The 18,963-nt window shown below is 69.1% G+C and carries 19 protein-coding genes; 6 read left to right on the forward strand and 13 right to left on the reverse strand.

The window, feature by feature from the left end; translation table 11 throughout:
• Positions 1-181 precede the first annotated feature (181 nt).
• Positions 182-1,180 (reverse strand): M20/M25/M40 family metallo-hydrolase, encoded by a 999-nt coding sequence (locus tag DI624_RS11880; protein WP_291538732.1) that lies wholly within the window; start codon positions 1,178-1,180, stop codon positions 182-184.
• Between the two features lie 44 nt (positions 1,181-1,224).
• Entirely contained in the window at positions 1,225-2,055 is an 831-nt protein-coding gene (locus DI624_RS11885) for an ABC transporter permease (RefSeq protein WP_291538735.1), read from the reverse strand.
• 304 nt (positions 2,056-2,359) lie between these two features.
• On the opposite strand from DI624_RS11885, the gene DI624_RS11890 reads away from it, so the two are divergent.
• A complete protein-coding gene (locus tag DI624_RS11890) occupies positions 2,360-2,902 on the forward strand; it encodes a GcrA family cell cycle regulator (RefSeq protein ID WP_291538737.1) in 543 nt (180 codons plus the stop codon).
• 222 nt (positions 2,903-3,124) lie between these two features.
• Here DI624_RS11890 and apaG read toward each other — a convergent pair whose 3' ends face one another.
• Positions 3,125-3,532, reverse strand: coding sequence for a Co2+/Mg2+ efflux protein ApaG (apaG, locus tag DI624_RS11895; RefSeq protein WP_291538738.1), 408 nt, complete (start codon positions 3,530-3,532; stop codon positions 3,125-3,127).
• An 81-nt stretch (positions 3,533-3,613) separates the two neighbouring features.
• Here apaG and DI624_RS11900 point away from each other — a divergent pair, with 81 nt between their 5' ends.
• Positions 3,614-4,639 carry a 2'-deoxycytidine 5'-triphosphate deaminase gene (locus DI624_RS11900; protein WP_291538742.1) on the forward strand — a complete coding sequence of 342 codons (1,026 nt, stop codon included), beginning with the start codon at positions 3,614-3,616 and terminating at the stop codon, positions 4,637-4,639.
• Positions 4,640-4,714: 75 nt separating this feature from the next.
• On the opposite strand, the gene DI624_RS11905 is transcribed toward DI624_RS11900, so the two are convergent.
• The gene (locus tag DI624_RS11905) at positions 4,715-6,007 is read right to left on the reverse strand and encodes an MFS transporter (protein ID WP_291538744.1); all 1,293 of its coding nucleotides are present in this window, start codon (positions 6,005-6,007) and stop codon (positions 4,715-4,717) included.
• Between the two features lie 67 nt (positions 6,008-6,074).
• Here DI624_RS11905 and dapE point away from each other — a divergent pair, with 67 nt between their 5' ends.
• Entirely contained in the window at positions 6,075-7,259 is a 1,185-nt protein-coding gene (gene dapE, locus DI624_RS11910) for a succinyl-diaminopimelate desuccinylase (RefSeq protein ID WP_291538747.1), read from the forward strand.
• Positions 7,260-7,274: 15 nt separating this feature from the next.
• On the opposite strand, the gene DI624_RS11915 is transcribed toward dapE, so the two are convergent.
• Positions 7,275-7,715 (reverse strand): MarR family transcriptional regulator, encoded by a 441-nt coding sequence (locus tag DI624_RS11915; RefSeq protein WP_291538749.1) that lies wholly within the window; start codon positions 7,713-7,715, stop codon positions 7,275-7,277.
• 54 nt (positions 7,716-7,769) lie between these two features.
• Between DI624_RS11915 and DI624_RS11920 the strand changes: the two genes are divergently transcribed.
• Entirely contained in the window at positions 7,770-8,354 is a 585-nt protein-coding gene (locus DI624_RS11920; protein ID WP_291538752.1) for an NADPH-dependent FMN reductase, read from the forward strand.
• Here DI624_RS11920 and DI624_RS11925 read toward each other — a convergent pair.
• Positions 8,351-9,655, reverse strand: a complete 1,305-nt coding sequence (locus DI624_RS11925; protein ID WP_291538755.1) for an amidohydrolase — start codon at positions 9,653-9,655, stop codon at positions 8,351-8,353. The two genes, DI624_RS11920 and DI624_RS11925, sit on opposite strands and share 4 nt — an antisense overlap.
• Before the next feature lie 89 nt (positions 9,656-9,744).
• On the opposite strand from DI624_RS11925, the gene DI624_RS11930 reads away from it, so the two are divergent.
• Both DI624_RS11930 and DI624_RS11935 read left to right on the forward strand, forming a co-directional pair.
• Positions 9,745-10,098, forward strand: coding sequence for a hypothetical protein (locus tag DI624_RS11930; protein ID WP_291538757.1), 354 nt, complete (start codon positions 9,745-9,747; stop codon positions 10,096-10,098).
• Between the two features lie 80 nt (positions 10,099-10,178).
• Positions 10,179-10,613, forward strand: a complete 435-nt coding sequence (locus tag DI624_RS11935; RefSeq protein WP_291538759.1) for an SRPBCC domain-containing protein — start codon at positions 10,179-10,181, stop codon at positions 10,611-10,613.
• Here DI624_RS11935 and DI624_RS11940 read toward each other — a convergent pair.
• From DI624_RS11940 to cpaB, 7 genes are read right to left on the reverse strand one after another with little or no spacing between them, the layout of a single operon-like run.
• The gene (locus tag DI624_RS11940; protein ID WP_291538760.1) at positions 10,610-11,590 is read right to left on the reverse strand and encodes a type II secretion system F family protein; all 981 of its coding nucleotides are present in this window, start codon (positions 11,588-11,590) and stop codon (positions 10,610-10,612) included. The genes DI624_RS11935 and DI624_RS11940 overlap by 4 nt on opposite strands.
• A gap of 9 nt (positions 11,591-11,599) precedes the next feature.
• Positions 11,600-12,580 (reverse strand): type II secretion system F family protein, encoded by a 981-nt coding sequence (locus DI624_RS11945; protein ID WP_291538763.1) that lies wholly within the window; start codon positions 12,578-12,580, stop codon positions 11,600-11,602.
• Positions 12,581-12,583: 3 nt separating this feature from the next.
• Positions 12,584-14,224: a CpaF family protein gene (locus DI624_RS11950; protein ID WP_291538765.1), complete on the reverse strand. Its 1,641-nt coding sequence runs from the start codon at positions 14,222-14,224 to the stop codon at positions 12,584-12,586.
• 3 nt (positions 14,225-14,227) lie between these two features.
• Positions 14,228-15,781 (reverse strand): cellulose synthase operon protein YhjQ/BcsQ, encoded by a 1,554-nt coding sequence (locus DI624_RS11955; protein ID WP_291538767.1) that lies wholly within the window; start codon positions 15,779-15,781, stop codon positions 14,228-14,230.
• 3 nt (positions 15,782-15,784) lie between these two features.
• Complete coding sequence (locus DI624_RS11960) at positions 15,785-16,474, reverse strand: CpaD family pilus assembly protein (protein WP_291538769.1); 690 nt, start codon at positions 16,472-16,474, stop codon at positions 15,785-15,787.
• A gap of 8 nt (positions 16,475-16,482) precedes the next feature.
• A complete protein-coding gene (locus tag DI624_RS11965; protein WP_291538771.1) occupies positions 16,483-18,021 on the reverse strand; it encodes a type II and III secretion system protein family protein in 1,539 nt (512 codons plus the stop codon).
• An 11-nt stretch (positions 18,022-18,032) separates the two neighbouring features.
• Positions 18,033-18,947 (reverse strand): Flp pilus assembly protein CpaB, encoded by a 915-nt coding sequence (gene cpaB / locus DI624_RS11970; RefSeq protein WP_291538773.1) that lies wholly within the window; start codon positions 18,945-18,947, stop codon positions 18,033-18,035.
• Positions 18,948-18,963: the final 16 nt, after the last annotated feature.

The raw sequence follows: 18,963 nt of genomic DNA on the forward strand, positions 1-18,963 counted from the left end.
CGGCCGCGTTCCACTTCCAGCGGCGCGCGATTGTAGACACCCATCAGATGTTCAGTGGACACGGGACCAAGACCTCCAAAAGCGAGACGGCCCCGCCGCTGAACGACGGAGCCGATAGTCATCAAGGACAGGCGTTGTCGGACGCGCGCCGGTGTTAGTCAACACCGGCCGATCGCGCGGCCTATTGCGGATCGCCGGCCGGCGCAGGAGTGGGGGGCGCGGTTTCGGCGGCGACGGCCTCGGCCCGGGCCTGGATCTCGACCAGCCGCTTGTCCAGCGCCAGGCCCAGGTCGGCGATGAACAGGCCGAAGCGGGCCACATCCACGCCCTTCAGATAGGACAACCGATCCTCGGCCGAATGGATGCGCTGGAACACGGGCGGCGCGAAGCCCTCCTTCAGGCCGTTGTCCTCGCCGCCGTTGAGGGCCAGCCACATCTGGTGGGCGCCCGCCGCGTCCTGCGTGCCCAGGGACACCACCGGCACGCCGGCGGCCGAGAAGGCGCGGTCGTCGCTGGGCGGATAGACGGGATAGGGCATGCAGTCGAAACCGCGCTCGGCGCACAGATTGCGCAGGGTCTCCAGCACGAAGCGCGACTGTTCGCCGTTGTTCTCGCCATACATGACCGTCTGGCCATAGGCGGCGACATCGGCGTTGATCACGGCGGCGATCCGGTCCTTGCCGTGCGCGGCCAGGAAGGCCTTGGCGCCCAGCAGCCCCAGCTCTTCCTGATCGGTGAAGACGAAGACGAAGCGGTGGGCGACCGGCTGGCCCTCCAGCGCCATGTCCAGCGTCTTGGCCGCCTCCATCATGGCCATGACCGCGCCGACGTTGTCGACGATGCCCTGCGACAGGGTCCCGTCGCGCAGCTTGACCGCATCGTAGTGGGCGGTCAGCACGATGTCCTTGTCGCCCTGCCCCACGGCGACGACCACGTTCGACCCCTGCATCGGGCCGGTCGTGCGGTTGCCGCCCTCGAAAGTCTGGACCTCGGGCGTCAGGCCCAGGGTGGTCAGGAAGCCGACCAGGACCTGGGTGCGTTCGGCGTTGGTGGGCTTGACGAACTGGGCGGCCCCGGCGGCGATATCGGGGCGGTCGCCGGCCTGGGGCGTGGCTTCCTGGGCGAATGCGGGCGCGGCGGCCAAAAGCGCCGTGGCGGCGGCGAGCGAGCGGAACAGCATGGCGGACCTTCCTGGGAGAGGAGCGATCCGCAACTGGTAGCGATCTAGCTCTTGAGACGCCAGCCTGACCGGAACACCAGCCAGCAGACGGCCCCCAAGGCGACCATCAGGACCGCTGACCCGACGACCCCGACCGTCAGATTGCTCTCGGCATGGCCGATGAAGCCGTAACGGAAGCCGTCGATCAGATAGAAGAAGGGGTTGTAATGGCTGATCGCGCGGAACGGCTCGGGCAGGTTGTCGACCAGATAGAAGGTGCCCGACAGGAAGGTCATCGGCATGACGATGAAGTTCTGGACCGCGGCCAGATGGTCGAACTTCTCGCTCCACAGCCCGGCCAGCACCCCGACCATGCCCATGATGAAGCTGGCGGCCAGGGCGAACCAGGCCACCGCGAACAGATTGGCGATATGCAGGGGCGCGAACGGCAGGACGCAGATCGCCGTGACCAGCCCCACCGACAGGCCGCGCGTCGCCGCGCCCAGCGTAAAGCCCATGGTCAGTTCCAGCGGGCTGAGCGGCGGCGTCAGGAAGTCGGTCGCCGTGCCCATGATCTTGGCCTGGATCAGGCTGGACGAAGCATTGGCGAAGGCGTTGTTCAGCATGGCCATCATGATCAGGCCGGGCGCGACGAACAGGGCGAAGGGCGTGCCGTGCAGCGGCGGGCGGGCGTTCTGCAAGGCCACCACGAACACCAGCATATAGAGCAGGGTCGTCACCACCGGCGCCGCCACCGTCTGCGCCCCCACCTTCCAGAAGCGCCGCACCTCGCGCAGGTAAAGCGTCTGCACCCCGATCCAGTTGATCCCCGGATAGCGGCGCGGCTGCGGCAGGCCGGCGGGACGGGTCGAGATCAGATCGGGCGTATCGGTCATGGGCCGCCAAATGCGCTTTGGGACCTTGCTGCGCAAGGGAGTGCGAGTGGCGAGATCGGGAACAAACCCATCGCCGCGTCGGGCGACAGGTCGCGTTTCGCCACTCGCCACTCGCCACTCGCCACTCGCCACTCGCCACTCGAAGAAGCTTAACCTTAACGATGATTCAACATCTGGTTTCTGTGGACAGGATGATTCGCACATCTTGCGGTTCTTAACGGCTGGTTTACGATTAGTTGTAGGTCAAGACCCCGGAGGGGGAGCCTGGCCCTAGATATTGAATCCAAACTCGCTGGAGGGTGGCATGACCGCAGGCTGGACCGACGACCGCGTAGGCGCGCTGAAGAAGCTCTGGCTGGAGGGCCAGTCCGCGAGCCAGATCGCCAAGCAACTGGGCGGCGGCGTCACCCGCAACGCCGTGATCGGCAAGGTGCATCGCCTGGGCCTGTCGGGCCGGGCCGCCCCGTCCCAGCCGGCGCGCACCGTCGCCACGACCTTCCGCACCAGCCGGCCGCGCCCGGCGACGCCCGCGCCGGCGCCGACGGCGGCCCAACCCTCGGCTCCGCGCCGCCTGGAAGCCGTCCAGCCCAAGCCGGCCCAGCCGGCCGCGACCGTCCCGGCGCCGATGCCGGACCTGCCGGGCACCGCCACGGTCATGACCCTGGGCGCCCATATGTGCAAATGGCCGATCGGCGATCCGTCCTCGCGCGAGTTCAGCTTCTGCGGCCGCCGCGCCTCGGAAGGCGTCTATTGCGTCGAACACGCCCGCGTCGCCTATCAGCCCCAGGTCAAGCGCGGCAAGGACGGCTCCTCCGACCTGGCCCGCAGCCTGCGTCGCTACATCTAAAGGGCGCTATCGCTCGCGACGCGGTCGCTCGCTGCTTGAGCGCGTCGCATCACGCGGGTCACGCGCCCGTCACAGATGCTCCTTATGGAGCCGCCTTCCCCCTCGCCGGTTCGCGCAAGCGGCCGGCGAGACTCCAGGGGGCGGGGCTGCGGTTCATCCGGGTTGACGCAGCCCCATCCGCCATCTCGATCCCCCCGCTGCGCGTCTCACGGGGAGGGTATTTCAGTTCAGCACCCGTCGCGCATCCGGCGTATCCAGCGAAAACGCCGGAATGGCCGCCTCGAAGCCGCGCCCGTCCGCATCCGTCATGAAATAGGCCCCGACCATCGACCCGCTGTCGGTCGTCAGCGGACAGCCGGACGCATAGGCGTAGCTGGCGCCCGCCGCGATCACCGGCTGTTCGCCGACCACGCCGGGGCCGCGCACCTCCTCGACATGGCCGTGGGCGTCGGTGATGGTCCAGCGGCGGGCCATCAGTTGCACCGTCCGGCCGCTCAGGTTCACGATTTCGACCTGATAGGCCCAGACCCAGCGCCCGGCGTCGGGATCGGACTGGCCCGCCAGATAGCTGGGCCGCACCCGAACAAGGATGCCGTTCGTTTCGGCGCTATAGGCAGGTCCGTCGTGCATGGGCTATATGCTCGCCCCGCCGCGCGCGGGCTGCAAGCGCGACTTGAAGACAAGTCGCGAAAACCGTGTGAGACAGACGCCATGAGCATTTTCCAGGCGCCGCGCCCCGGCATCCTTCCCGCCCAGTCCATCGAGACGCTGATCGCCACGGGCGCCATCACGTCCGACACGGCCTTCGATCACGACCAGGTCCAGCCCGCCAGCCTGGACCTGCGCCTGTCGGACCAGGCCTGGCGCGTGCGCGCCTCCTTCCTGCCGGGCCGCCGCAAGGTCGAGGCGCGGATCGCCGATGTAGCCATGCACGCCATCGAGATCACCGACGCCGGCGTCGTCCTGGAAAAGGGCTGCGTCTATATCGTGCGGCTGCAGGAGCGGCTGAAACTGCCGCAAGGCCTGATCGCCCGCGCCAACCCCAAGAGTTCGACCGGGCGCGTCGACGTCTTCGTGCGTCTGCTGACCGACCAGGGCGCCAGTTTCGACGATGTGGCCGAGGGTTATGACGGCCCCCTCTATATGGAGGTCGCGCCCCAGACCTTCTCCATCCTGGTCCGCCCCGGCACCCGGCTGAACCAGCTGCGGCTCAAGGCCGGCGATCCGCCCAAGCTGGAAACGCGCTCGGTCGGCGTCGACCTGCAGAGCGGCGACATCGTCGGCTTCCGCGGCCGTCGCCACGCCGGGGTGGTCGATCTGGACCGTATCGACGGCCACGACCCGCGCGACTTCTGGGAGCCGCTGTCGCTTCGGCGCGGCGAACTGCTGCTGGATCCGGGCAAATTCTACATTCTGGCCTCGTCAGACGATGTGGAGATTCCCGTCGATCAGGCCGCCGAAATGACCCCTATCGACCCGTCGGTGGGCGAGTTCCGCGTTCACTACGCCGGCTTTTTCGACCCCGGTTTCGGCACGGACGAGGCGCATGGCGCGGGCTCCAAGGGCGTGTTGGAGGTCCGCACCCACGACACCCCCTTCCTCTTGGAACACGGCCAGATCGTCGCCCGCCTGGTCTACGAGCCTCTGACCGAGCGCCCCAGCCGCCTGTATGGCGAAAGCGGCAGCCACTATCAGAACCAGGGGCTGAAGCTGTCGAAGCATTTCAAGGTGTGGTGATCGAGATGAGTGGCGAGTGGTCAGTGACGAGTGGCGAGCCGTTCGCTCTCGCCCGCGCCACTCGCCACTCGACACTCAAGTGAGCTTGTCCGCCTTCCTCAGCCCCGGGAACATCGCCGACCAGGCTCCGGTCGCGGCCAACGCCCCGAAGCCGCCGAAGACCGCCGCGCCCACCGCGCCCAGCAGGCGGACCATCACGCCGGAATAGGCCTCGCCCAGCTCGTTGGAGGCGCCGATGAACAGCATGGACACCGACGACACCCGGCCGCGCATATGATCGGGCGTGGCCAGCTGGATCAGGGTCTGGCGCACATTGACGCTGATCATGTCGGCCGCCCCGCCGATGAACAGCGCCAGCCCCGACAGCCAGACGATGCGCGACAGGCCGAAGGTGATGGTGCACAGGCCGAACACCGCCACCGCCGCGAACATCCAGCGGCCGCCGTTCTGTCGGATAGGATAACGGCTCAGATAGATGGCCATGACCATGGCCCCCACGCCGAACGAGGCCCGCAGCAGTCCGAACCCTTGCGGCCCCACATGCAGGATGTCGCGCGCGAAGATCGGCGTCAGCAGGGCCACGCCCGCCAGCAGCACCACCACCAGGTCCAGCGAAATGGCCCCCAGCACGATCTTGGTCTTCCAGACATAGGCCAGCCCCTCCTTGACCGAATCCACCGGCGACAGGGCGTTGGGCTGGGGCGCCGGCTTGCCGCTGGTGCGGATCAGGATGAAGGCGGCGACCGCCGTCAGGAACATGCCCAGCGACACCGCATAGGCCAGGGGCACGTTCACCCCCACGATCACCCCGCCCAGGGCCGGGCCGGCGATGGCCCCGGTCTGGAAGGCGATGGACTGGGCCGCGATGGCCGGCGGCAGGGCCTTTCGCCCCACCACCATCGGCAGGAAGGCCTGGCTGGCCGGCGCCAGAAAGGCCCGCGCCGCCCCGAACACCGCCGCCACCGCCAGAAGTCCCCAGAGCGGCGGCGCGCCATGCAGGGCCATCATCAGGAACGATCCGGCGCAGGCCGCCTCGACCAATATGGAAATCCACACCGTGCGCTTGCGGTCGCGCCGATCCGCCATCGCCCCGGCCGGCAGGGTGAAGGCCAGGAGCGGCAGAAACTGACACAGCCCCACCAGCCCCAGGTAAAGGCTGGCCTGCTCGACCGGATGATCCCGCCTGGCGATCTCGTACACCTGCCATAACAGGGCCGAGGACTGGATCTGAATGGCCAGCACGGCGACGACGCGGCCGAACCACAACAGGCGGAAGTCGCGAATGCCCCACGGACTGGATGGGCCTTCGGGGGGTGCAGGCGGAACGGGCGGGGCGGCGGGGCCTGTGTCGATGGATTCTGTGGTCACGGCGTTCGGATTGTGCGGGGCGGCGCGGGCTTCTCGCGGGGGCGGAACATCCCTAAAGCATAGGCGCATGAACCGCGCACCTGTTGATCCTGTCGAACTGACCCGGGACCTGATCCGCCGCCCCTCCGTGACCCCCGCCGACGAAGGCGCTATGGAGGTGCTGGAGCGCCATCTGACGGCCCTGGGCTTCCACTGCCGCCGCCTGGCGTTCGAGGGACCGGGCGGAGAGGGCGTCCATGCGCGGATCGAGAATCTCTACGCCCGGCGCGGGACGGCCGCGCCCAATCTGTGTTTCGCCGGCCATACGGACGTGGTCCCGACCGGCCCCTCCGACCAGTGGTCGGCCGGGCCGTTCGAGGCGGAGGTGCGGGACGGGGTCCTCTATGGCCGGGGCGCGGTGGACATGAAGGGCGCGATCGCCGCTTGGGTCGCGGCCGTTTCGCGCGTGCTGGCCGATGGAGAGCCCCAAGGCTCACTCTCCTTCCTGATCACCGGGGACGAGGAAGGCCCGGCGCTGCACGGCACCAAACGGGTGGTCGAGGCCCTGGCCGCCGAGGGCGAGGTCATCGACGCCTGCGTGGTCGGCGAACCGTCGTCGTCACAGCAGTTGGGCGACATGATCAAGGTCGGGCGACGCGGCTCGCTGAACAGCTGGATCACCGTCCACGGCAAACAGGGCCACGTCGCCTATCCCGAACGGGCCGCCAACCCCGCCCCGGTGATCGCGCGATTGATGACGCGGCTCAGCGCCCATGTCCTCGACGACGGCTACCCCGAATTCCCGCCGTCGAACCTGGAGATCACCACCATCGACATCGGCAATCCGGCGACCAACATCATCCCGGCCGAGGCTCGGGCGCGGCTGAACATCCGCTTCAACCCCCGCCATACCGGCGACAGCCTGATCGACTGGCTGAACCGCGAGGCCGGCGCCGTCCAGGCCGAGACGGGCCTGCGCATCGAGCTGGAGCACCTGTGCTCGGGCGAGGCCTTCCTGACCGAGCCAGGCGGCTTCGTCAGCGCCGTTCAGGACGCCGTGGAGGCCGAGCTGGGCCGCCGCCCCGAGGCCTCGACCACCGGCGGCACCTCCGACGCCCGCTTCATCCGCGCCCTGTGCCCGGTGCTGGAACTGGGCCTGGTCGGCCAGACCATGCACCAGATCGACGAGCGGGTGCCCACCGCCGAGCTGCAAACCTTGACCGCCGTCTATAGGCGCGTGATCGAGACGGTGCTGCAACGCATGGCGGCCTAATCGGCCTCGCCCGCCCTATTTCGCCTGGAAACCGGCCATGAGGCTGTCGACGAAACGGCGGTTCAGCCGGACCAGGGTCTGACGGTCGGCGGCCGACCAGCTGGCCAGGGCCTTGGAGAGCAGCCGACGCCGGGCCGCCCCTATCGCCTCGGCGATCGCCTCGCCCTCCGGCGTCAGGGCGGCCGGGCGCGTGCGGGCGTCGCCCTGCGCCTGGGGGCGCCAGATCAAGCCCAGGCTTTCCAGCTTCGCCAGCTGGCGACTGACCGTCGTGTGGTCGCGTCCGGCCTCGGCGGCCAGCTCCGCCACCGCCGTCGGCCCGCGGACCGACAGCCGGACCAGATGCGGAAACAGGGCGCGATCCAGGCTCACGCCCGCTTCGGCCAGCAGCAGATCGTCGCGATCCGGCCGGTTTACGATCCCGGCGAGTTCAAGGACGACCGAACCCAGCTCGTCCATTTCATGTGCACTATACACGCTTTACTTCCCCGCGCTTCGGCGCATAATGGGTGCATGATACACGCAAAAACCATTCTGGTCGTCGCCGGCAGCGTTCGGCCCCGGCGACGCTGCATCACCATCGCCGAATGGATCGCAGACCTTGGCCGACCAATCGTCGACGCCGCCGTCGAAGTGGTCGATCTGAAGGACTGGCCCTTGCCGCTGGACGCCGAACCCGGCGTGCCCGCCAAGGGCGGCTATGTTTGCGACGGCACGCGCGCCTGGAGCGCGAAGATCGCGTCCGCCGACGCCTTCGTCTTCGTCACGCCCCAGTACAACTGGGGCTATCCGGCGTCCCTGAAGAACGCCCTGGATCACCTGTATCGCGAATGGGCGGGCAAGCCGGCCCTGGTCGTCACCTATGGCGGCCACGGCGGCGACAAGTGCGCCCGCCAGTTGCGGGAGGTCGTCACCGGCCTGAATATGACGCCGGTCGCCGCCATGCCGGCCCTGACGCTGCCGCGCGCGATGATCGAGGCCGACGCCCCGCTGGACGATGCCGCCGCCCTATTCGACGGGTCGGCCGATGTCGTGCGCCAGGGATGGACCGAACTCGCCCAGGCGATGGCGGCGGCCGACGTCCGCGACCGGGCCTAACTCCGCTCCAGGAACCGCAGCGCCGTCAGGACGTGGGCCTTCACGCCCAAGGGCAGGACCTTTTCGTTCGGCGAGAACTCGGGCGAGTGGTTCGGCGCCGACGCCGCCGGATCGACGCCGTCGGGACTGGCGCCCAGGTGATAGAAGACCCCGGGGATGACCTGCTGGAAATAGCTGAAGTCCTCGGCCACCGTCGTCGGGGGCGTGGCGGGATCGGCGTTCCCCTGGCCCGCCGCCTCGCTCAGGACCGGGGCCAGCCAGGCGGACAGGCCGGGGTCGTTGAAGACCAGGGCGGCGTTCTGTTTGACGCCGAACTCGGCGGTGGCGCCGTAAGCCGCCGCGACATGGTCGATGGCGGTCTCGGCGCGCGCGACCAGCGCGTCGCGCTGGGCCGTGTCGAAGGTGCGCAGGGTGCCCGACAGCGTCGCGCTGTCGGGAATGATGTTGTAGCGCACGCCGGCGTTGACGGTGGCGATGGTGAAGACCGTCGGGGTCGTGGTCGGATCGACCGTGCGCGCGGTCAGGGTGTTGACCGTCTCGATGACCTGCCCCGCCACCGCGATCACATCGACCCCGCGCCAGGGCCAGGCGCCGTGGGTCTGCTTGCCTTTCAGGCCGATGTCGATCCGGTCGGAGGCGGCCATGAAGCCCTGCGGCCGGTAGAACACCGTGCCCGGAACGCCCGGCACGACGTGCAGGCCGAAGATCGCCTCGGGCTTGGGATCGGTCAGCGCGCCCTCCTCGATCATCAGGGCGGCGCCGCCCTTGGGCTCGCCGGGAGGGGTGCCTTCTTCCGCCGGCTGGAAGACGAAGACCACCGTGCCGGCGATCCGGTCCTTCATCCCGGCCAGCACCTCGGCCGCGCCCATCAGCATGGCCATATGCATGTCGTGGCCGCAGGCGTGGGCCACCGGAACCGTGGCCCCCATATAGGTCCCCGTCGCCGTCGAGGCGAAGGCCAGGCCTGTCGCCTCCTGCACCGGCAGGGCGTCCATGTCGGCGCGCAGGGCGACGACGTGTCCAGGCCGTGCGCCGCGCAAGACGCCCACCACCCCGGTCTTGCCGACCCCGGTGCGCACCTCCAGCCCCAGCGACCGCAGATGGTCGGCTATGATCCCGGCCGATCGCGTCTCGGCGAAACCCAGTTCGGGATGCCGGTGGAAATCGCGGCGCCAGGCGATCACCTGAGGCGTCACGCGCTGGACGGCGGCGTCCACGGCCGCTGCATCGGCAGGCTGGGCGTGGGCGGACCCGGCCGCCGACAGCAGCCAAAGCGTGAAGGCGGCGAACAATCTGCGCATATGAAGGTCCCGTGAAATTTCAGCCCGCCGACAGGTGACGGCGCCGCGACGGCTTGTGCAAGGCTCCGCGAACGGCGATTTCTCCCCGCATGGGCCAGAAGGACTTCAAGAGCGCGAAGACGGAATGGCGGGACGTGGTCCTGGTCTGCCGCAAATGCTCCAAGAAGCTGGATGGCGGTTTCGGCCCCGACGGCGACCTGACCCTGAAGAAGGCCCTGCGCAAATATCTGCGGCTCAAAAAGGGCAAATCGGGGCGCAAGGGCGAACTGGTCGTCACCGGAACCGACTGTTTCGACATCTGTCCCAAGGGGGCGGTGGTGGCGGTCAACGCCGCCCAGCCCAAGAAGCTGCTGATCGTGCCGGCGGGGGCGGATCTGTTCGAGGTCAAGACGCGGCTGGGGCTGGACGATGGGCGTCGGCTGAAGACGGCCGAGCCCGACTGAAGGCGCGCGGGCGAGCGACCTGGAAACGGGCGTCCAACTGGCGCCTTTCTTCGAACGGCCAGCCGTGTCAGAGCGAACCCATGGATGACACTCGCATCGAAAAGCGAATCGGGGTCCGGGCGACGTCCGACCGTATATGGGACCTGGTCGCGGACCTGCCCGGCTGGCGCCGCTGGAATCCGGTCGACGCCGAGGTCGAAGGGGTGATCGCCTTCGGCGGCCGCCTGACCATGACCGAAGCCTGGCCCGAGATGCCGCCCCGGCAATCCCTGGCCCAGGTCGCCGAATGGCAGCCGCGCGTGCGCCTGGTCTGGGCGGAAAAGCGCGGCTTCCTGTTCCAGAGCCTGCGCTATATCGAGATCGAGGAGTTGGCGCCCAGCAACTGCATCCTGGCCATCGGGGTCAGGTTCTCGGGCCTGCGCGGCGAACTGTTCCACGACAAGCACCGACCCGCCATCCGCAAGGCGCACGAGGCGATGGCCGAGGGGCTGAAGACCGCCGCCGAGGCCGGCTAGCTTCCTGACTTCATCATGTCGATGACGTTCAGGATCGCCGGGCCCAGGATGACGATGAACAGCACCGGCAGGAAGAACAGGATCATCGGCACGGTCAGCTTGGCCGGCAGGGCGGCGGCCTTCTTCTCCGCCGCCGACAGGCGCAGGTCGCGGTTCTCCTTGGCCATCACTCGCAGGGCGGTGGCCAGCGGCGTGCCGTAGGTCTCGGCCTGGGTCATGGCGGTCGCCACCGACTTCACGCCCGGATGGTTGGTGCGCTTGCCCAGATTCTCATAGGCCATGCGCCGGTCGGGCAGATAGGACAGTTCGGCCGACAGCAGCGACAGCTCCTCGGCCAGGTCGATCGACGACGGCCCCATCTCCTGGCTGACCTTGGTGATCGCCGCCTCGATCGACATCCCCGCCTCGACGCAGATCAGCAAAAGGTCCAGCGCGTCGGGAAAGGCCTGCATGATCGAGGTGCGGCGCTTGTCGATGCGGTTCTTCAGATAGAGGTTCGGCGCATAGAAGCCCGCCACCGCCGCCGCCATCACCAGCGTCAGCTTGTTCATCGTGGGCCAGTCCACGACCTTGATGACGAACATGTAGAAGGCCGCCACGGTCATGAAGATGAAGGGCGAGGCGAAGCGGAAGAAGTAGAAGGTCGTCAGCGGCCGCGGGCCGCGATAGCCGGCCTGGGCCATCTGGCCGGCGACCTTGGGGTCTTCAAGCAGCTTGGTCAGGTTCAGCCGGTCCACGACCCGTTTCTTGAAGCCTTCGTCGGTATGGCGCAGCACCCCCTGGCCCGCCGCCATGCCGGCGCGCGAACGGCGCTTCAGGTCGTCGCGGCGTTCGGCGACCGCCTTCATCCGCTTGTCCAGCTTGACCCCGCCGGTCATCGACGACAGGAGGGTCAGCACGGTGGCGAAGACCAGCACGCCCACGCCGATGCTGAGCAGGTTCTGCGGATCGGTGATGAAGCGGATGAAGCCTTCCATGACGCCGCCTCAGAACTTGAACGAGATCATGCGCTTCATCACGAAGACGCCGGTGGCCATCAGGAGCGCCGCGATCAGCAGCAGAAAGTTGCCGCGGATGTCGTTGAACAGCGGCATCATATAGGCCGGGGTGGTGAACATCACCATCGTCATCACCGCCGGCGGCAGGGAGGCGATGATGCCGGCCGAGGCCAGGGCCTCCGACGACAGGGCCTTGATCTTCTCGCCCATCATCCGCCGGGCGCGCAGCACCGCCGACAGATTGCCCAGCGCCTCGGCCAGATTGCCGCCGGTCTTCTGCTGGATGGCGATGACGATGGTGAAGAAGCGCAGTTCCGGCGTCGGCATCCGCTGGAACATCTTGTCCAGCGCCTGTTCCAGCGTCAGCCCTACACCCAGCCCTTCGACCAGCTTCTGGAACTCCGGCCCCAGGGGGGCCGGGCTTTCGCGGGCGATGATCTTGAAACATTCGTGGACCGGCAGGCCCGACTTGATGCCGCGCACGATGACGTCGACGGCGTTGGGGAACTCCAGCGAGAACTTCTTCATCCGCCCCTTGGCCAGGAAGCCGATGACCCAGCGCGGCAGGCCCAGGCCGAAGATCAGGGCCTGCCCCAGCACCACCAGAATCGGCAGCCCCAGCACCAGGGCGGCCAGGGCGGCGATCACGCCGACGGCGGCCGAGATGATGTAGAAGGCGCGCACGCTGAGGCTCAGTCCCGCCTGTTTCAGCCGCGACCCCAGGGTGGTGCGGGCCTTGCGCTCGCGCCGGTCCGCCTCCTGCAGCTGGACCAGTATCTGCTTGCGGCGCGCCTCGGGCGTATTGGCGGCAGCCGCCTTTCGCGCCAGGGCCGGGCTCTTCTTGTTGGCCTCGCCCAGGTTCTGGGCGCGCTTGATCGCCTGGGACGAGGAATCCTCGCCCCCGACGAAGACCCAGCCCAGGCCGCCGATGGTGATGAAGGCCAGAACGGCGGCGAGGATCGGCAGCATCGCTTACTCCGCCGCGTCCAGGGCGTCGGCCAGTTCGCGCTCCAGCCCATAGTAGCGGGCGCGATCCCAGAAGCGCGGGCGGGCGATGCCGGTCGAACGGTGACGCCCCACGATCCTGCCGTTCTCGTCCTCGCCGGTGATGTCGTAGACGAACAGGTCCTGGGTCACGATCACGTCGCCTTCCAGGCCCACGACCTCGGTGATGTGGGTGATCCGGCGCGAGCCGTCGCGCAGGCGCGCCGCCTGGATGATGACGTCCACCGAGCCGACGATCATCTCGCGGATGGTCCGGGACGGCAGGCCGTAGCCGCCCATGGTGATCATCGATTCCATCCGGCTGATGGCCTCTCGCGGGCTGTTGGCGTGCAGCGTGCCCATCGAGCCGTCGTGGCCGGTGTTCATCGCCTGCAGCAGGTCGAACGCCTCGGGTCCGCGCACCTCGCCCACGATGATGCGTTCGGGGCGCATCCGCAGGCAGTTCTTGACCAGGTCGCGCATGGTGATGGTGCCCTGCCCTTCCAGGTTCGGCGGGCGGGTTTCCAGGCGCACGACATGCGGCTGCTGCAACTGCAATTCGGCGGCGTCCTCGCAGGTGATGACGCGCTCGGTCGGGTCGATGAAGGCGGTCAGGGTGTTCAGCAGCGTCGTCTTGCCCGACCCCGTGCCGCCCGAGATCACCAGATTGCATCGCGACGCGCCGATGACGCCCAGGACGCGCGCGCCCTCGGGGCTGATGGAGGCGTACTCCACCAGATTCTTCATCGTCAGCTTGTCCTTCTTGAACTTGCGGATCGTCAGCGTCGGGCCGTCTATGGCCAAGGGCGGGGCGATGACGTTGACGCGCGAGCCGTCAGGCAGGCGGGCGTCGCAGATGGGGCTGCTTTCATCCACGCGACGGCCGACCTGCGACACGATCCGCTGGCAGATGTTCATCAGCTGGGCGTTGTCGCGGAACCGGACATTGGTCAGCTGGACCTTGCCGCCGACCTCGATGAAGACCCGTCCGGCGCCGTTGACCATGATATCGGCGATGTCGTCGCGGCTCAGCAGCGGCTCCAGCGGCCCATAGCCCAGGACGTCGTTGACGATGTCCTGGACCAGATGCTCCTGCTCGGCCACCGACATGGAGACGTTCTTGATCGCCACCAGCTCGGCGACGATGTCGCGGATTTCCTCGGACGCCGCCTTCTGGTCCAGATGCGCCAGCTGGGCCAGGTCGATGGTGTTCATCAGCGCATTGAAGATGGTGGTCTTCGTGGCGTGATAATAGTCGCTTTGTTCGCGGACGATCTCGGCGACGGCCTGGGCCTTTTTCAGCTGCTCCAGCCCAGCGGTGGGCTTGGGGCCGGCTCCGGCGGGGTTCGTCGCGGGACGCAGGGCCTCGGGCTTGGGACGGGGACGCGACGCCAGGGCGTCCAGCCGGTCGGCGGTCGGGGCGGCGGCGGCGGGCGCATCGGCGCGGGCGAAGGCCTCGGCCGCCGGCTCGAAGTCCTCGTCGGCGAAGGCATAGGCAGACGCGTGACCGGACGAAGGCGCGGCGACGCTTTCGGCGTTGAACACCGACACGGGTTCGTTCGCGGCCGGCGAAGGCGCGGAACGCAAGGACGCCGCGACGCCGGGCTGGCCTGTGCGCTTGCCGAACATCCGTCAGCGCTTCTTGAACATATTGGCGAACAGGGATTTGGAAGCGCCGTCGGCGGGCTTGGCGGGCCTTTCCGCCTTGCCGGTCTTGCCCCCCTTGCCCTTCGGCCCGGCGACGGCCGGCAGTTCGCGGCGCGACACGATCTGGGCCAGGGTCTGGAACGCCTCGGCCGCCTTGGTCTTGGACCCGGCGTCCAGGATCATCTGGCCGTTGTTGGCCGCCGCGCCAAAGGTCTTGGCGTCGAACGGGATCGTCAGGCTGGCGTGAACCCCCAGGGCCGCGCCGAAGTCCTTGGCCGGAATCTCGGGCCGGCCTGGCACGCCGATCTGGTTCAGCACCAGACGCGGCGGCGCATCGTTGGGGCGGCCCTGGCGGATCAGGTCGATCATGTTCTTGGCGTTGCGCAGGCTGGCCAGGTCGGGGGTCGCCACCACCACCACCTCGTCGGCGGCGATCAGGGTGCGGCGCATCCACGGCGACCACAGATGCGGCAGGTCCAGCACGACGAAGGGGGCGGTGGCGCGAATCCGGGTCGTGACCTCCTCGAACGCCTCGGTGGAGATGTCCCAGTCCGCATCCAGGCTGGCCGGCGCGGCGAACAGGCTCAGCTTGTCGGTGCAGCGGACCATCATCCGATCCAGCAGGGTGGCGTCCAGCCGGTCGGGCTGGCCCAGGGCGTCGGCGACGCCGCTCAGGGGATCCTGGTTGAAGTCCAGCCCCGCCGTGCCGAACGGCAGGTCGTAATCGACGATGACGGTGTTGGCGCCGATCCGCTCCGAGATCGCATAGGCGGTGTTGTGCGCCACCGCCGAGGCCCCCGCCCCGCCCCGCGCGCCGACGAAGGCGATGGTGCGTCCGACGAAGGGCTGGGCCGGATCGTTGAACAGGCCGCCGATGGCCGCGATAAGCTGCAGCGGCTGCAGCGGCGCGACCAGATATTCGCTGACGCCGCGCCGCATCAGTTCGCGGAACAGGATGATGTCGTTGGTCGCCCCGACCACGATCACCTTGGTGCCGGCGTCGCAGACCTCGGCCAGTTGATCGACCTCCCACAACAGGGTCTGGGGATCTTTCAGGCATTCGACGATGATCAGCGGCGGCGTCGGCTCGTGCTGATAGGTTTCGACGGCGGCGGCGACCCCGCCGATGCGGATCTGGGTCGTGGCGCGCGACAGACGCCGGTCTTGGGCCGCCCGTTCGGCGGCCGCCAGCGTGTCCTGGCGCTCGGCGAAGACATGGATGGCGATGCGCGGCACCGACACCTCGCCGATGGCCGCCGCGGGCGCCAGGCCGGTCGGGGCGAGCGTCGCCAGGGCCGGTTCGGCCGTCGCCGTCGGGGCCGCTGGATAGGGTTCGGCCAAGCTGGCCTCGGCCCTGGCCATCACCGCGCCGACGGGATTGTAACCGGGGGTCGGCGCCGCTTCCGGGGCGGCGCTGAACGCGAGGGGAACGTGCGACGCCTCGGTCGGCCCACCCGCCGGCGCGGCGTCGAACTCCAGGTCCACGTCGAAACCCTCGTCGAAGGCCTCGAAGGCGCGGGGGGCGGGCGCTGTGCTCATGGCTTAGTTCACCGCGCGGGAGACGGCGGTCTCCCGGATCAGGGTTTCCGCCTCGGCCGAGGTCTGTTTGCCGGCGCGGTACTGGTCGAAGACCACGGTGCGGCGGCTGGCGTCGGCGGGGGTCATGGCGCGCGGTTGCTGGATGTCGCGCGGATCGGCGATCTGGGCCGCCAGATTGGCGGTGACGGCGCAGCCGAAGTTGGAGGCGGACTGGTTGTCGCCCGACCGGCTCAGATTGCCCCACGTCCGTCCGCACTGGGGCACGACGGCCCGCACGGTCTCGAAGCCGACGACCACCGGCGCGCGCGGATCGGGCGCGGCGTAGCTGGCCAGGCGGATGCGATCGGCGGGCACGCCCCATCCGGCCAGGGCGGCCTGGACGGCGTAGGCCTGGTTCAGGGCGGCCGGATCGTCGCCGGCCGGCGTCTCGATCACCAGCGGCCCGCCCTCGGCCTGGGCGTAGCGGCCCGCCAGGGCCTGGAGGGCGGCGGCCTGCGCCGGCGACAGACCGGCGTCGTGCACGGCCAGGGCGATCCGGTCCAGGTTCGGCTCCACCTGAAGGACGTAGCGCGACGTCGGCGTCAGCGGCGGCTCTCCCCCCAGGCTGGCCGGCCCGCCGACGCAGGCGCCCAGCGAAAGGGCGAGGGCGGTCGAAAGGGCGGCGAGGGCGGTGCGGTTCATCGTGCGGCTCATGGGGGCGCTCACTCGATCACATAGCCGACCGAACCGGCCGGGGGCGCGTTCGGCAGCCCATAGACCTGGTTCAACTGGCCGAAGAGGATGGTCTGGCTGTCCGAGGCGATGCGCAGGCCGTCCGCCGGCGTCTGCATCCGGTCCGGCGAGGTCGGGCCGACGATATAGGGCTCGACGATGACCACCAGTTCGGTCTCGCCCATCAGATAGTCGCGCGAGCGGAACAGCTGGCCCAGCACCGGAAGATTGGTGACGCCCGGCAGGGAATCGACGGCCTGGCGGCTGTTTTCCTGAAGCAGGCCGGCGATCATCATCGACCCGCCGGAGGGGATTTCGATGGTGTTCTCGCTGCGCCGCACGGTCAGGCCCGGCAGGGTGATCGAAGACGCCGTGCCCGCGCCGATGGTCAGGCCGCCTTGGGACGTCAGTTCCGACACCTCGACCTTGACCTGCAGGCTGATGCGCCCGCCCGAAAGGACGACGGGGCGGAAGGACAGGCCCACGCCATAAGGTTTGTACTGAACCGTGATCTGGCCCTCGGCGTCGCGGCTGGCCGGCACGGGGAATTCGCCCCCGGCCAGGAAGCTGGCCGCCTCGCCGTTGACCGAGGTCAGATTCGGCTCGGCCAGGGTCCGAAGCAGGCCGACCCGCTCGAACGCCTTGACCATGGCCTCGCCCTTGTTCAGCCCGTCCGAGCCAGGGCCGGTGCCGGGCTGGGCGGTGTCCCAGTTCGACGGATCGCCCGGCGCGCCGCCGTTCACCGTATAAGGACACAAGGCGCCGGGCTCCCAGCCCGGCCCGATGCAGGGCGCCTGCATCTGATAGTTCTTGGTCGTGTCGATCGACGTGCCGGCGCTGATCCCGCCCAGCAGGGCGCCGTTGACGCCCCAGCTGGCGGCGTTGCCCAGCAGCCACTGGGTGTCGCCCAGCCGCCCGACGACGGCCGAGGTGTCGAAGCCCAGTTGTTTGATGACGTTGCGCTGAACCTCGACCACGCGCACCTTCAGCGTCACCTGGTCCGAACCCGGCACGGTGATCAGGTTCAACACCTTCTCCGGGGCGGAGACGAAGGCCGCGGCGATGCGCGTCGCCTGGACCGAGGCGGCCGGATTGTCCGCCACGCCGCTCAGGATGATGCTGTCGTTGACCGCCTCGGCGCGGACCTGCCCGCCCGGGATCATCCGGTTCAGCGTATCCTGAAGCGCGCTGGTGCCGGCGTCCACCCGCACCCGCAGGCTCAGGATCGTCCGGCCCGCGCCGTCCAGGAAGACCGCGTCCGTTTCGCCGGGCGCCACGCCGATCACGGTGATGCGGCGGGGCGAATGCAGCATGGCCTCGGCCACCTGCGGATTGGACACGATCACGTCGCGGGCGTCGGCCGGAAGGTCGACGGCGAAGGAGGTGCCGCGCGGCAGATTGATCAGTTGCGGGGCCGCGCCCATCGACACGGCGGCGCGGGTCTGGGCCGCGCCTGCGGGCGCGATCGCCGCGCCGGCCAACAGGGCGCAGGCGACGGCGGCGGCCTTTCGAAACGAACTGTGGCGCATCGGATCGGCTTTCATGGAACGGCCACCACCTCGGGCGCGCCGCCGCGATAGATGCGCACGGCCTGGGGCTGGGCGGCGGCGGCGCGTCGCCGCGTGGCGCCCGACGGCCCCGCGGTGTCGGCGTAGGAGCGCAGCGCCAGCGACAGTTCGCCCTCGGCCTTGGCCTGGGCCAGGAGCTCGGCGTCCTGAGGCCGGACCTCGAGCGTCGCGGTCGCCCCGACCACGGCCTGTTCGTCGTCGCCCGCGCGGGTCGACTGGTCGATGGCCAGGACCTTCAGGTTCTGAAGCACCGTGCCGGACACGAATTTGGACTTGGCGGCGCCTTCGGCCGCGCCGTTGCGGCTGGTCTCGGCCGTCAGCACCACATCGACCCGGTCGCCCGGCAGGATGAAGCCGCCGGCCGCCGATTCCACGGTCACGGCGATGGCCATGGCCCGCATCCCCGGCTCCAGATAGGCGGCCAGATAGCCGCTGTCGCCGGCGCGGACGATCTTGCGCCCCACGATCGGCTCGCCGGCCAATATGGGCTCGCGCACGACCGCGCCGATATAGTCGGACTTGGCGCCGGTGACGGCCATGTCGGTCGCCGCCTTGGCGACCTTCTCCACGGCGCCGGCGGCCTTCTCGGCGGCGTTGGCCGCGGCCGGCTTGGCCGGAACGGGCGTTGCGCCGTCGGTGATGAAGACCGGCGCGACCTCGTCGACCGGCCAGTCCTTCCAGGACAGATCGGCCTCGGCGATCCGCTTGCCGGGTTCCAGATTCTTGGCCGCGACCAGGACCTTGGCCATCGGCCGGACCTCGACGGGCGCGGCGGCGGCGGGCGCGGCGGGTTCTTTGGACGACGATCCCATGGCCCGGACCACCAGGGCCAGACCGATGGCGGCGACGGCGGCGATACACAGAACGGCGATGCGGTCGGGCTTCATCCAGAATGTCTCCGGC

The sequence above is a fragment of the Brevundimonas sp. genome (genome assembly GCF_003248455.1).
GTDB lineage: Bacteria > Pseudomonadota > Alphaproteobacteria > Caulobacterales > Caulobacteraceae > Brevundimonas.